At 40.2% G+C, this 12,216-nt stretch carries 19 protein-coding genes; 13 read left to right on the forward strand and 6 right to left on the reverse strand.

Going from position 1 to position 12,216, the window contains the following annotated elements; translation table 11 throughout:
- The first annotated feature begins 73 nt into the window (after positions 1-73).
- Positions 74-1,060: a glycosyltransferase family 10 domain-containing protein gene (locus tag ACWIUD_RS03060; RefSeq protein ID WP_454146593.1), complete on the forward strand. Its 987-nt coding sequence runs from the start codon at positions 74-76 to the stop codon at positions 1,058-1,060.
- Here the strand turns inward: ACWIUD_RS03060 and ACWIUD_RS03065 are convergent.
- From ACWIUD_RS03065 to ACWIUD_RS03075, 3 genes are read right to left on the reverse strand one after another with little or no spacing between them, the layout of a single operon-like run.
- Positions 982-1,194, reverse strand: a complete 213-nt coding sequence (locus ACWIUD_RS03065; protein ID WP_454146595.1) for a hypothetical protein — start codon at positions 1,192-1,194, stop codon at positions 982-984. The genes ACWIUD_RS03060 and ACWIUD_RS03065 overlap by 79 nt on opposite strands.
- Positions 1,195-1,203: 9 nt before the next feature.
- A complete protein-coding gene (locus ACWIUD_RS03070) occupies positions 1,204-1,329 on the reverse strand; it encodes a hypothetical protein (RefSeq protein ID WP_454146597.1) in 126 nt (41 codons plus the stop codon).
- Positions 1,330-1,338: 9 nt separating this feature from the next.
- Positions 1,339-1,473 (reverse strand): hypothetical protein, encoded by a 135-nt coding sequence (locus ACWIUD_RS03075; protein WP_454146599.1) that lies wholly within the window; start codon positions 1,471-1,473, stop codon positions 1,339-1,341.
- Between the two features lie 132 nt (positions 1,474-1,605).
- On the opposite strand from ACWIUD_RS03075, the gene ACWIUD_RS03080 reads away from it, so the two are divergent.
- Positions 1,606-2,139 carry a hypothetical protein gene (locus tag ACWIUD_RS03080; protein WP_454146601.1) on the forward strand — a complete coding sequence of 178 codons (534 nt, stop codon included), beginning with the start codon at positions 1,606-1,608 and terminating at the stop codon, positions 2,137-2,139.
- 208 nt (positions 2,140-2,347) lie between these two features.
- Here the strand turns inward: ACWIUD_RS03080 and fliP are convergent, their stop codons facing one another.
- From fliP to ACWIUD_RS03095, 3 genes are all read right to left on the reverse strand, one after another.
- On the reverse strand, positions 2,348-3,034 hold the full coding sequence (gene fliP, locus ACWIUD_RS03085) for a flagellar type III secretion system pore protein FliP (protein ID WP_454146845.1): 687 nt from the start codon (positions 3,032-3,034) through the stop codon (positions 2,348-2,350).
- A gap of 185 nt (positions 3,035-3,219) precedes the next feature.
- Entirely contained in the window at positions 3,220-3,927 is a 708-nt protein-coding gene (locus ACWIUD_RS03090; protein ID WP_454146603.1) for a flagellar motor protein MotB, read from the reverse strand.
- A 15-nt stretch (positions 3,928-3,942) separates the two neighbouring features.
- A complete protein-coding gene (locus tag ACWIUD_RS03095) occupies positions 3,943-4,707 on the reverse strand; it encodes a motility protein A (protein WP_454146605.1) in 765 nt (254 codons plus the stop codon).
- A gap of 97 nt (positions 4,708-4,804) precedes the next feature.
- Between ACWIUD_RS03095 and glmU the strand changes: the two genes are divergently transcribed.
- The 11 genes from glmU (at position 4,805) to lgt (ending at position 12,208) form a co-directional block, all read left to right on the forward strand.
- Positions 4,805-6,166, forward strand: coding sequence for a bifunctional UDP-N-acetylglucosamine diphosphorylase/glucosamine-1-phosphate N-acetyltransferase GlmU (gene glmU, locus ACWIUD_RS03100; RefSeq protein WP_454146607.1), 1,362 nt, complete (start codon positions 4,805-4,807; stop codon positions 6,164-6,166).
- Positions 6,163-6,375 (forward strand): sulfur carrier protein ThiS, encoded by a 213-nt coding sequence (thiS, locus tag ACWIUD_RS03105; RefSeq protein ID WP_454146609.1) that lies wholly within the window; start codon positions 6,163-6,165, stop codon positions 6,373-6,375. The genes glmU and thiS overlap by 4 nt, the downstream gene beginning before the upstream one ends.
- A complete protein-coding gene (locus ACWIUD_RS03110) occupies positions 6,372-6,515 on the forward strand; it encodes a hypothetical protein (RefSeq protein WP_454146611.1) in 144 nt (47 codons plus the stop codon). Before thiS ends, ACWIUD_RS03110 begins: the two co-directional genes overlap by 4 nt.
- A gap of 124 nt (positions 6,516-6,639) precedes the next feature.
- Complete coding sequence (locus ACWIUD_RS03115) at positions 6,640-6,876, forward strand: AbrB/MazE/SpoVT family DNA-binding domain-containing protein (protein ID WP_454146613.1); 237 nt, start codon at positions 6,640-6,642, stop codon at positions 6,874-6,876.
- The gene (mazF, locus tag ACWIUD_RS03120) at positions 6,876-7,208 is read left to right on the forward strand and encodes an endoribonuclease MazF (protein WP_454146615.1); all 333 of its coding nucleotides are present in this window, start codon (positions 6,876-6,878) and stop codon (positions 7,206-7,208) included. The genes ACWIUD_RS03115 and mazF overlap by 1 nt, the downstream gene beginning before the upstream one ends.
- Before the next feature lie 276 nt (positions 7,209-7,484).
- Entirely contained in the window at positions 7,485-8,213 is a 729-nt protein-coding gene (locus tag ACWIUD_RS03125; RefSeq protein WP_454146617.1) for a Nif3-like dinuclear metal center hexameric protein, read from the forward strand.
- Positions 8,214-8,229: 16 nt separating this feature from the next.
- Positions 8,230-9,150: a zinc ribbon domain-containing protein gene (locus ACWIUD_RS03130; RefSeq protein WP_454146619.1), complete on the forward strand. Its 921-nt coding sequence runs from the start codon at positions 8,230-8,232 to the stop codon at positions 9,148-9,150.
- Between the two features lie 3 nt (positions 9,151-9,153).
- Positions 9,154-10,362 carry a lipid IV(A) 3-deoxy-D-manno-octulosonic acid transferase gene (waaA, locus tag ACWIUD_RS03135; RefSeq protein WP_454146621.1) on the forward strand — a complete coding sequence of 403 codons (1,209 nt, stop codon included), beginning with the start codon at positions 9,154-9,156 and terminating at the stop codon, positions 10,360-10,362.
- Positions 10,363-10,371: 9 nt separating this feature from the next.
- Positions 10,372-11,103, forward strand: coding sequence for an RluA family pseudouridine synthase (locus ACWIUD_RS03140; protein ID WP_454146623.1), 732 nt, complete (start codon positions 10,372-10,374; stop codon positions 11,101-11,103).
- Entirely contained in the window at positions 11,082-11,390 is a 309-nt protein-coding gene (locus ACWIUD_RS03145) for a hypothetical protein (protein WP_454146625.1), read from the forward strand. Before ACWIUD_RS03140 ends, ACWIUD_RS03145 begins: the two co-directional genes overlap by 22 nt.
- Entirely contained in the window at positions 11,387-12,208 is an 822-nt protein-coding gene (gene lgt / locus ACWIUD_RS03150) for a prolipoprotein diacylglyceryl transferase (protein WP_454146627.1), read from the forward strand. Before ACWIUD_RS03145 ends, lgt begins: the two co-directional genes overlap by 4 nt.
- The last annotated feature ends 8 nt before the right edge of the window (positions 12,209-12,216 follow it).

The raw sequence follows: 12,216 nt of genomic DNA on the forward strand, positions 1-12,216 counted from the left end.
AAAAATCAAAATAAAATCGCAATTATATCTAAATAATTTTGGTAAGATTCTGCGAAATTTAAAGGATTTGATGATGAAAAAAATAAGAGTGCATTTTGCGGATTTTACCACGATGGATGGGATAAAACGCAGAATCTTAGAGATTTTAGCGCAAAAATATCACGTGATTTTGGATGCCAAAAATCCGCAATATCTCTTTTACAGCGTGTTTGGCGCAGAGCACATCAACTATGATTGCGTTCGCATTTTTTACACGGGCGAAAATATCGTGCCGGACTTTAATTTTTGCGATTATGCCATTGCATTTTGCCATTTGGACTTTGGGGAGCGATATTTGCGCTATCCGCTGTATTTGTTTTATGGAGGCGATTATTTGCGCGCAAGGGACAAGCATCTTGGGATTTCAAGTGAGATTCTGCGCCAAAAACGCAGATTTTGCAATTTTATCGTTAGCAATGGCGGGGCAAATCCGCTTCGGCGCGAGTTTTATGAGATTTTATCGGCATATAAAAGGGTAGATTCTGCGGGGCGATTTTTGAATAATGTCGGTGGCGCGGTGGCGGATAAATTTGCCTTTCAAAGCGAGTGCAAATTCAGTCTATGCTTTGAGAATTCAAGCACGAGCGGATACACCACAGAAAAGTTAATCCAAGCAGTCGCCGCAAGGACGATTCCCATTTATTGGGGCGATAAAAGTGCCTTTGGTGCGTTAGATACGGGGGGGGGGGGAATCAATAAAAATGCAGTGATTTTCGTAGAATCTGAGAGTGATTTTCCGCAAATATTAGATGAAATAAAGCGCATTGATAGCGATGAAAGCGCGTATTTGGCGAAGTTGAGAGAACCGCTATTTTTGGATTTTCATCACAAAGAGATTTTTGATTGGCGGATGGAGTGCTTTTTGTTTAATATTTTTGATAAAAATTATGATGACGCATTTATGCGGAGTAACTCGCAAATCACGCAAAGCAGGGAAAATCTCTATAAATTTGCAATGCGACAATTTGGAGTGCATTCAAAGACGAAAGGCATTTTGCGAAAACTGCGACTTTGGCGGTAGATTCTGCGAAAATTGCTTTTAGATTCTGCGTTTTTCGTGCGAGATTCTGCGAAATGTGACAGATTCTGCGAATTACACTCCACGCCGTCATTGCGAGGCGCACGAAGCGAAGCGAGTGCAACGAAGCAATCCAAATTAAATTGTCATTTTGAGCGAAGCGAAAAATCTCTTTTTAGATTCTGCGATTCTGCGATAAAATCGCCATTGTTATCACTTGAATCGCTTGTTTTTTTCTCGCAATGACGGACAGCAACGCCCCACTTCGTCATTGCGAGGCTTTAAAAAAGCCGAAGCAATCCATTTGTATTTTTTTGAGATTCTTCGCTTCGCACTTCGTGCTTCGCGCTAGTAATGACAATATTTTTATTTTCAGATTCTGCAAAATCGCAGAATCTAGGCAATCTACTTCGCATTTTTGCATAAAATCGTAACTTGATAATTTTTAAAATTACCTTGCGATGATGGATTGATATTTTATTGCGCTATAATCGCAGAATCTTTGGTTTTTGAAAGCAAAGAAATAACACTTTCAGCGGAGGATTACTATGAAAGCAATATTGTTATCAATGATTGTTGCAGTTGTTGCGTTTGCGATAAGCCTTGAAGGACTAAACATAAATAGGGATGCTGACTATAAAATTATAGAGGATAATTTAGAGAAATTGAAGGCAAGATGTGAGGCAAGAGAGGGCAAAGCTTGCCGATTCGTATCTTTATTTTATAGTAGCAAATATCTAGAATCGCGCTATGAAGCAGAATTCGGCAAATTGCGTGTAGAATATGCTTTTAAGGGTTGTGATTTAAGAGATGGTCCTTCGTGCCTTACAATAGCTGTTGAGTATGGCGATGCACACGGCTATCGAAAAGTATTGCAAGAAAATCCTGAAAAATATGTAGAGTTTTTACACAAGGCTTGTGAATACAATGAGATAAATAGCTGTAATCTGCTTGGACATCACTATTACAGGGAAGCTGATTCTAAAAAAGGTAGCGAGAAAAAAGCTGCCAAAATTAAATCAAAGCATTTTTACAAAAAAGCCTGTAAATTAGGACACGACATAGCGTGTAAAGAAAAATAAATTATCTTAAATAAAAACGCACAAGGCATTTATTTGCCAAATGCGTTTTTTTTAAATCGCAGAATCTCAATCGAAGTAATAGCGGTGTGGCTTTGCGTCGTTTTTGCGTGAAACAAGCGAAATAGAACTTGGGGGTTCATTGAGCGCGGTTTTATGCGAAAACGGCGCAAATTGCATACCTAGAACAAATTGCCAAAAAAACAAACTTTTAGGTTTTAAAACTGCCTACAAGATTCCCAATCAGCAAATTAAATCCATCGACTAAAATAAAAATCAAAATCTTAAAAGGCAGTGAAATCATTATAGGCGGGAGCATCATCATACCAAGTGCCATTAGCAAAGAGCTTACAACCATATCGATGACTAAAAATGGCAAGTAGAGCAAAAAGCCGATTTGAAATGCCGTTTTTAGCTCACTTATCATAAATGCGGGTAGCAGCACGGTTAGCGGGACATCATCGATTGTCTTTGGATTTTCAAGCAAGCGAATGCGAAAAAACAACGCCAAATCCTTCTCACGCGTATTTTTTAGCATAAATTCTTTAAATGGCGCGATTGTGCGCACAAATGCTTCATCATAGGGGATTTCTTTTGCAATGTATGGCTTTATGCCGACTTCATAGCCTTTTTTTGCCACAGGCTCCATTATAAAAAATGTCAAAATCAGCGCAAGGCTTACCAAAATTTGCGTGGGTGGCGATTGTTGCGTCCCCATTGCGGTGCGTAAAAAGCCTAGCACGATTATGATTCGCGTAAAACTTGTCATCACAAGCACAAGGCTAGGCGCAAGGACAAGTAGCGTGATGATTACTACGATATTTAGCGTATTTACCAAATCGCCCGGCTCTTTTGGGGCGTTTATGGAGAGATTCACGACAGGCAATGTGGGCGACATTGTGGCAGGTAAATCCGTTACTTGGCTTGGATTTATCGTGTTGCCTGTCGTGCCACGCGGTTGCTCTAAAATTAGTCTGCCTTGCTCATCTAGATTCGGCGGAGTTTGAATCGCATTTGTCTCATTTGGCGCAGAAAAAAGTGGCGATATAAAAATCAAAAATGCCAAAAATCGCAGAATCTGCATTATTTAGCACCCTTATCCAAAATCCCTTTTGGCGCAGAATCTCCCTCTTTTGCGTAGAAGCGAATGTTTATCGTGTCATTTTCGACACTTTTATCCTCGCGCCCGATTGTGCTAATCCTCGCGCCATCGATTTGCAAGGCGTGTAGTTCGCGCGAAATGGCAAGTGCGATATTTGAAGCGCGCTCCAAATTTATCTGTGCGCTTGAAAGATTCACCCGCCCCAAAATTTCGATATTTGTATTTTTTGGCATTCGCTCAAAAATCTGCTTCACACGGCGCAAAAATAGCTTTGCGTCCTCATTTACAGCAAAATTTTTATCAAAAAGCATATTTGTAGGCAAAGTGATGATAAAGCCATTTATGCCATCTCCAATGATATTTGCCGCACCTGCGGAGATTTTGGGCGATTCGCTTAACTCAATCAAACTTTGCTCAATTAGCTTTACTTCTTGCGCGTATTCGGGCGGTGGGACGATGTCGCCGGGTAAGGTTATACGATTTACGCTTGGCTCGATTTTGATACCGCCCTCTAATATGCTTAATGCCCCGCGAATGCTCGCCTCCGCCTCTTTTAGCTTTTTGGCATCAAAAGTCGCCATCGATAAAAGCAAAATAAAAAATGTGAGAAGCAAACTCATCAAATCGCCAAAAGTCCCTAGCCACAGGGGCAATCCGCCCTTTGGCTTTGGCTCAAACTTCTTTGCCACTATAAAATCCTAAATTTAGTCAAATTGACTAACGCGCTCACTAGGTGGCAGAAATGATAAAAGTTTCGTCTCTAAAATGCGCGGATTATCCCCCGCCTGAATGCTTATAATGCCCTCAATCACGAGTGATTGCATTAGCACTTCATCTTGTGCGCGAATGCGTAAAATATTTGCAATCGGCGCACCAACGGTGTTACCAATCAGCGAACCATACAAAGTCGTAATCAACGCCACCGCCATCGCAGGTCCAATAGAGCTAGGGTCGCTCATATTTACAAGCATCGCCACAAGTCCAATCAGCGTCCCAAGCATACCAAATGAACCCGCCAACGCCGCCCATTGCTCGAAAATATCCGCATTGCCATTATGCCTAGAAAAACTTTGCTCCATATCAATCTCTAAAAGCTCTCTTATCGAATCCGGCTCCGCGCCATCGACAGCCATACTTAGCCCTTTGCGTAAAAAGTCGTTTTCTTCTTGATTGACATTTTGCTCCAAGCTTAAAATCCCATCGCGCCTAGCTTTTATGGAGTATTCGGTGATTGTTTTGATTAGTTGCGGGATGTCATAAGTGTGCGGTTTGAAAGCGATTCCCATATATCGAAATATATTGCGCATCTGCTCGAACTTTACAGCAATCATAAGTGCCGCTATCGAACCGCCAAAGGTAATCATAACCGATGGGATATCGATATATACGGAGATTCCAGCACCTAGCACAGTCGACCAAAAAAGTAGCACAATGATAAATGCTAAACCAATTACGCTTCCTAAATCCATCTTTTCTCGCTTTTTATGAGATTGTTTGAAAATAAATTTGCGATTATATCTTTTTTTGTGTTAAAATTTTTATAAAAAACAAAAAGGATTGATTTTTATGAAAAATATTATAATTGAATCGCCCGCCGAATCGCCCATTTCTACGATAATTTTGGCGGGTGGATTTGGCACACGAATGAAAAGTAAAATCCCAAAAGTTATGCACAAAATCTGTGGCAAAGAAATGCTTTTTTGTATCATCGATGAAGTGGCAAAGATTAGCGATGACATTCATATCGTGCTGTATAACGAAGCGGATTTGATAAAAAATGCGATTTGTAAGCAATATGGCGAGTTTGTAGAGAAGTCGCTACATTTGCATTTGCAAGATTACAAAAACTATCCCGGCACCGCAGGGGCGATAATGCAAGGCGCAGAATCTACCACGCCAAAAGCACCCATCGCCACAAAATATGAAAAAATCTTAATTTTAAGTGGCGATATGCCCCTCATTCGCGCCGAATCTTTGCAAAAATTCGCGCAATCAAAAAGCCAAATCACACTTGGCATTTTGGAGCTACAAAACGCCACAGGCTACGGACGCGTGGTGATGGAGGGCGATAAAGTTAGCGCGATTGTCGAAGAAAAGGACGCAGATTTTGCGACAAAGCAAATCAATTTGGCAAATGCGGGGATTTATTGCCTAAATCGCGCGTTGCTTGAATCTGCCTTGCCCTGCATTGATTCTCATAACAATCAGCGCGAATTTTATTTAACAGATATTATAAAATTTAGCGATGATATTTGCGGGATTGTGGCAAATGAGCGCGATTTTATGGGGGTAAATTCAAAAGTCGAACTTGCAAAAGCGGAGGGCTTTATGTTAGAGCGATTGCGAGATTCAGCGATGAAGCAAGGGGCGATTTTTCACCTGCCACACACAATCTATTTGGAGTTTGGCGTGGAGTTTGAAGGCGAATGCGAGATTGAAAATGGCGCGGTTTTGAAGGGCAAAAGTAAGATTATACATAGCAAGATTTTAGCGCACAGCGTGGTTGAATCAAGCGAGATTGCGCACAGCACAATCGGACCATTTGCGCGAATCCGCCCGCACTCGCTTATCAAACACTCGCACATCGGCAACTTTGTGGAGGTGAAAAACTCGCATTTGATGGATATAAAGGCGGGGCATTTGAGCTATTTGGGCGATAGCGAAGTGCAAAGTGGCACAAACATCGGTGCTGGGGTGATTACTTGCAATTATGATGGCAAAAATAAGCATAAATCTTTCATCGGCAAAAATGTCTTTGTCGGCAGTGGGACGCAGCTAGTCGCGCCGATTTATATCGAAAATAATGTGCTAATCGCCGCTGGGAGCGTGGTGACAAGCGATGCCAAAGATGGCGATTTAGTCGTGGCACGGGCAAAGCAGGTGAATAAAGCGGGATTTTTCTATCGCTTTTTTGGAGGTGAGAAATGAGAGTGTTTGTAAATGGCGAATCTATGGAGTTTGAAAATGGCAAAAATATCGATGAGATTTTGGCGATTTTAGGCGTGGAGCAGGGCGCAGAATCAAGGATTTTTGCCATAACGCTAAATGCGAATTTTGTGAAAAAAGAGGACTATAAACGCATAATTTTAAAAGACGGCGACAAAATCGAAATGTTGCAATTTATGGGCGGCGGATGAGAGATTCGCAGAATCTTAAAATTTCTCCATACCTTGCGATAAATACCCCACCCCAAACCCCTCCCGCAAGGGGAGGGGCTTCTCTCTCTCCCCCTCCCTTGCGGAGGGGGATTAAGGGGGTGGGTAGAATTTTATTTTAGATTCTGCGAATTTCGTGCGTTTCGTGCGAGATTCTGCGAAAAAATATTAGATTCTGCGATTTTAAAGCGAAGCGCAGAATCTTTATAGTATAATTGTATAAACTTTAACATTTAAGGATAAAAAATGATAAGTGAGATTAAGTTAAACAAATGGGGCAATTCATTAGGATTGCGCATCCCAAGTGCGTTTTTAGAGCAATTAGGGTTGAATATCGATTCAAAACTGCAAATGGTAATAAAGGACGATAAAATCATCATAGAAAAGCAAAGGGATTTAGCGCAAATGTGCGATGAAATCAATGAATATAATTTAAATATCGATAGCGAGTGGATTGATAATTCATTAGGCAAGGAATGGTAATGTATATACCTGAATATGCGGATATTATTTGGCTGGATTTTAACCCACAAAATGGACACGAGCAAATGGGCAAAAGACCCGCTGTTGTGCTAAGTGCGAAGTCTTATAACGCAAAAAGCGGTTTGTGCATTTGCGTGCCAATTACTAGTAAAATTAAGGGTTATCCCTTTGAAGTGCCCTGCGCTGTGGCAGATAGGGATGGAGCGATTTTGAGCGACCAAATAAAAAGTATGGATTTTAAAGCGCGAAATGCGAAATTTATTAAGAAATGCGATAAAAATATAATCGAGCAAATAAAGAAAAATATCGCTTTGTTGCTTCAAATTTATTGATTTTAATCGCAGAATCTGCGCTGAATTTAACGCTAAATTTAACGCTGAATTTAAAAAGGTGGCAATTTAAAAAGTGGATTTAAAAAATAGATTGCCACGACTTGCATTCGCAAGTTTCGCAATGACGAATCTATTTTAGATTCTGCGAATTTCGTGCGTTTCGTGTAAGATTCTGCGAAAAAATATTAGATTCTGCGAATTTTGTGTAAGATTCTGCGATTTGTGTATAATTCGCAGAATCTAGCAAATTTTAAGGACATTTTTAAGGAAGTTTTTATGAAAACGCTTTTTGAAATTTATGAGTTTTTGGATAGCATTTCGCCCTTTGATTCGCAAGAGAGCTGGGATAATAGCGGGATTTTGATTGGGCGAAAAAATGCAAAAATAAAAGAGATTTTTTTATCGCTTGAAGCCACGATAGAAATCGCGCAAAATCTCCCGCAAGATTCGCTACTAATCGCCCACCACCCGCTGATTTTTAAGCCGTTGAAAACTTTGAGCGCGGATTTTTATCCAAATAATATTTTGGAGATTCTCATTCGCAAAAATATCGCGCTTATTGCATTTCACACGAATTTTGATTTAAGTCATTTAAATGAATCTTTCGTGCGTGATGTGCTTAAATTTAAAAATTTTTCGCAAGATAGATTCATAATAAAAGTGCCATTTTGCGATAATTTTGGCAAACTTTTGGCGCATATCAAAGCAAAAATGCCTGATTCTAACCTAAAAATCACGCGTTCAAGCGACTTTGTAGAAAATCTAATCATCGTTTGTGGCGCAGGGTGCGGGGCAATCGGCGATGAAGTGTTAAGCGAAAATGACTGCATTATCACAGGCGATGTAAAATATCACGATGCAATGCGATTTTTAAGCCAAAAAGTCTCCATCATCGATGTCGGGCATTACCACAGCGAAGGGCATTTTGGCGCAATTTTGCAAAAATATTTGAAAAAAATTGACTATAACGCTATAATTTGCGATTCAAAAAATCCATTTAGTTAAAATTAAGGACAGCACGATGAATAACGACTTGCTAAATCTTATCAAAATTTCAGAAATTGACAAAAGGGCTTCTGCAAAAGAGCCACAAATCGCCGCGATTGAATACGAACTCGAATCCAAAGTCAAAGAGCTAAATAGCTTGGAGTGGGATTTAGAAGAGATTCGCAATGATATTAAAAAATCGCGTGTGGAGATTTCAAATAGTGAGCTAACAATCGCCGAAAATAGCGAGAAAATCGCGCAATTAGAGAAAAAAATGGCGGTTGCAAAAAGCGAGAGAGAGTTTCGCGCATTGGACGCTGAAAATGGCATCTCAAAGGAAAAAATCACCTTTGCAAATCAAATCATCGCCGATTTGGAGGCAAAAATCGCTAATTTCAAAGAAAAAGAGAGCGCAATCATCGACAAAATGAACGAATTGCAAGAGATTATCAAAGAGACGCAAGTTAGCGTGAATGAACGGGTGGGCGTGATTCACGATGAGCTAAAAACGATTTTCAACGAAAAGGCACTCATCGCAAAAACCATCGAAAATAAACTCATCGTATTTTATGAAAAAGTCCGCAAATGGGCGAAGGATAGTAGTGTCGTGCCTATCAAAAAACAAGCGTGTAGCGGGTGCTTTATACGAATCAACGATAGAATTTTCGTGGATTTATTCAAAGCTGATGCGATTACGACTTGTCCGCATTGTGGGCGAATCTTGTATTTGGAGCAAAGCGAAAGAGAGAGATATGCAGATTCTGATAAAAAAACTACTAAAAAATCCGCAGAATCTAGCAAAAAATCAAGCGCAAAAAGCACAAAAAGCGCAGAATCTAGCGCAAAAAAAGCAACCAAAAAATCCGCAGAATCTAGTGCGAAAAAAACAACCGCAAAATCCACAAAATCCGCAGAATCTAAAAAATCCGCCACCAAAAGCAAAGCCAAAAAATAGCGTATGTTTGCAATCTGCTATTATGCCCTGCTTTGCGTGGCATATATTTTTATGCTCCCCATTTTGTGCTTTTTTAGCGCATTTAAGCCAAAATATCGCCACTCAATCCCAGCGCGATTTTTTATGTGGAAAAATGGCGCGTTTGAATCGGCAAATTTCGCGCCAGAAGTGTGGATTCACGCTTGCTCTTTGGGTGAAATAAATTCGCTTCAAGCCATTTTAAGCGAATCTATCTTGCAAAAAAATCTCTTAATCACAACCACCACAAACACGGGATACACAAAGGCAAATGAGCTATTTTCAGCGCATAAAAGCGTGGCAATACGCTACTTGCCATTTGAAATTTTTATCCCATTTATAATGCCAAAAAGCCTAAAAAAACTCGTGGTTTTGGAAGCGGAGCTGTGGTTTATGCTATTTTTTTGCGCCAAAAAATTCGGAGCGCACACGATTTTGCTAAATGCGCGAATTAGCACAAAATCCTACCCAAAATACAAAAAATATAAGTTTTTTTACACGCAATTTTTTAAATGCGTAGATAAAATTTTCGTTCAGCAAAAGGCAGATATTGAGCGATTTTTAGCACTTGGCGCAGAATCTAACGCACAAAAAATCGAAACTATCGGCAATATCAAAGCACTCTTACGCCCCAAAATTTCGCAGAATCTTAAAAGAAATTTGCAAAGCCAAACGCTCATTGTCGCTGCTAGCACTCACAAAGGCGAAGAAGAGCTAATCTTACGCGCTTTTAAGGCAAATTTTATCGATTCGCCATTTCATCGCCTAATCATCGCACCACGCCACCCTGAGCGATTTGGCGAAGTTTGGGAAATCATAAAGGCGCACAATGTAAGTGCGACAAAATACAGCGATAGCGGATTAGACTACGAATCTAGCGTGATTTTACTTGATTCGCTTGGCGAACTTATCAATATTTATGCGATTGCGGATTGTGTGATTTTGGGTGGGAGTTTTGTGAAAATGGGCGGACACAACCCGCTAGAATGCGCATTTTTTGGCACACAAATCATCAGTGGCGAACACATTTTTAATCAACTCGCCCTTTTTGAGCTAATCGAAAATTATAAGATTATCAAAAATGACGAACTCATCGCGGTTTTGGGCGATTTGCAAAATTTACCAAAAAGCAAAATCAAAGATTTGGCACTAAAAAATATGCAAAATAAAATTAGCGAAATTTTCGCAGATTAGGGCGATAAAGTGGATAAAGCTTATAAGATTTTGGCAATGCAAAAAAATTTATCAAATAGAGAGGCAAAAAGTTTGCTAGATAGCGGACTTGTGGAGAGCTCTGGCAAAAAGATTCGCGCTAGTGATGTGATAAGCACCAAAACTCCGCTAAAAATCTTAGAAATTGATAAATGCGAAGTGATTTTTAGGGATGAGCATATTTTGGCGATAAATAAGCCAAATGCGGTGGATTGCGCGATTTTGGAGAAAAAATTTGGTGATTTTGCTTTGCTTCATCGATTGGATAAGCCCACAAGTGGCGTGATTTTACTTGCAAAAAAGGATAGCGAATTTTACGCCAAAGCCCTAGCAGAGTTTAAAAATCGCGCCGTTTATAAAGAGTATTTGGCACTTGTAAGCGGGATTGTCGCAGAGCCACAAATCATCGATAAGCCCATATACACGGCAAAAAATCACTACGCAAAAAGTGAGATTAGCTTCAAAAACGGCAAAAGCGCGATTAGTGAAATCACTCCGCTTCAAATTTATGGCAAAAAAACGCTACTAAAAGTCGTCATAAAAACGGGGCGAACGCATCAGATTCGCGTCCATTTGCAGAGCATAAAGCACCCAATTTTAGGCGATAGTGTCTATGGTGGCGAATCTTTTAAGCGACTTATGCTACATTCTTACAAAATCCGCATTTTTGATTACGCATTTTGCGCGGATGGAGGGAACTTTTGGAAGTTTTTACAAGGCTAGTTAGAGGCGGCAAAGAAGTCATAATCGATGGCAAACTGCGCGACTATGACGAATATATCGAAATAAAGGCGCAAATCAAAGAAGAAATCGCCGACTCCGCGCTCACGCTGTATTTTATAAATAGCGTGGTGGTGGATTCATACTTGCTAGGATTTATCTTAAATTTGAAAGAAAATGGCGGTGTGAAAATCAACATAATCGTGGCTAATTCACGGCTTTATGAGTTTTTGCAAAATATTGATTTTAACAAGTTTTTTGACATAAAGATTAAGGAATATATTGAGTGAATAGCTGGAATCTCATCTACCAAAACTTCGATAGAGTCGCATTTAGCATTGGTAGCGTAAATGTCTATTGGTATGGTTTAGCTTACGCAAGTGCGCTAATCATCGGGCTAATCGCCGTGCAGTTTTTTATCAAAAAGGACAAATATCCCATTTCGCCAAAATTACTTGAATCCTTTTTCATTTACGCTGAAATCGGCATCATTTTAGGGGCGCGAGTGGGCTATATTTTGATTTATGATTCGCATACGAGCTTCTATCTAGCGCATCCGTGGGAGATTTTCAATCCCTTTAAGGACGGCAAATTTGTCGGCATTAGCGGTATGAGCTATCACGGCGCGGTTGTGGGCTTTATCATCGGCACATTTTTGTGTGCGTGGCGCAACAAAAAATCTTTTCTTATGCTTATGGATTCAGCGGCGATTGCGTTACCTTTGGGCTATATTTTGGGGCGAATCGGCAACTTTTTAAACCACGAATTAGTCGGCAGAGAGACAAATCTCCCCATCGGCATTTTGGTAGGCGACAAACTTGTGCATCCTAGTCAGCTTTATGAGGCGTTTTTGGAGGGATTTTGTGTGTTTGTGGCGCTATTTTTGATTCGCCGAAAATTGCGCTTTCAAGGCGAACTCATCGGCTTTTATATGCTATTTTATTCAATCGCAAGATTTATTTGCGAATTTTTTAGAGAGGCGGATGCGCAAATGGGCTATTTTTACGGATTAAGCGCAGGGCAGATTCTATCCATCATCACGCTATTTGTGGCGATTGGATTTATCATCGCCGTGCGAAAACGCGACATTAAAAAACTACAACTATAAAGGACAAA

It is taken from the genome of Helicobacter sp. 23-1044 (genome assembly GCF_053654695.1).

Excerpts from the sequence above, each read along its gene's own strand:
- ACWIUD_RS03060 (WP_454146593.1), top strand. The coding sequence starts at position 74 with ATGAAAAAAATAAGAGTGCATTTTGCGGATTTTACCACGATGGATGGG.
- ACWIUD_RS03070 (WP_454146597.1), bottom strand. The coding sequence starts at position 1,329 with ATGACGAAGTGGGGCGTTGCTGTCCGTCATTGCGAGAAAAAAACAAGC.
- ACWIUD_RS03075 (WP_454146599.1), bottom strand. The coding sequence starts at position 1,473 with ATGCGAAGTAGATTGCCTAGATTCTGCGATTTTGCAGAATCTGAAAAT.
- ACWIUD_RS03080 (WP_454146601.1), top strand. The coding sequence starts at position 1,606 with ATGAAAGCAATATTGTTATCAATGATTGTTGCAGTTGTTGCGTTTGCG.
- fliP (WP_454146845.1), bottom strand. The coding sequence starts at position 3,034 with ATGTCGCCCACATTGCCTGTCGTGAATCTCTCCATAAACGCCCCAAAA.
- ACWIUD_RS03095 (WP_454146605.1), bottom strand. The coding sequence starts at position 4,707 with ATGGATTTAGGAAGCGTAATTGGTTTAGCATTTATCATTGTGCTACTT.
- glmU (WP_454146607.1), top strand. The coding sequence starts at position 4,805 with ATGAAAAATATTATAATTGAATCGCCCGCCGAATCGCCCATTTCTACG.
- thiS (WP_454146609.1), top strand. The coding sequence starts at position 6,163 with ATGAGAGTGTTTGTAAATGGCGAATCTATGGAGTTTGAAAATGGCAAA.
- ACWIUD_RS03110 (WP_454146611.1), top strand. The coding sequence starts at position 6,372 with ATGAGAGATTCGCAGAATCTTAAAATTTCTCCATACCTTGCGATAAAT.
- ACWIUD_RS03115 (WP_454146613.1), top strand. The coding sequence starts at position 6,640 with ATGATAAGTGAGATTAAGTTAAACAAATGGGGCAATTCATTAGGATTG.
- mazF (WP_454146615.1), top strand. The coding sequence starts at position 6,876 with ATGTATATACCTGAATATGCGGATATTATTTGGCTGGATTTTAACCCA.
- ACWIUD_RS03125 (WP_454146617.1), top strand. The coding sequence starts at position 7,485 with ATGAAAACGCTTTTTGAAATTTATGAGTTTTTGGATAGCATTTCGCCC.
- ACWIUD_RS03130 (WP_454146619.1), top strand. The coding sequence starts at position 8,230 with ATGAATAACGACTTGCTAAATCTTATCAAAATTTCAGAAATTGACAAA.
- waaA (WP_454146621.1), top strand. The coding sequence starts at position 9,154 with ATGTTTGCAATCTGCTATTATGCCCTGCTTTGCGTGGCATATATTTTT.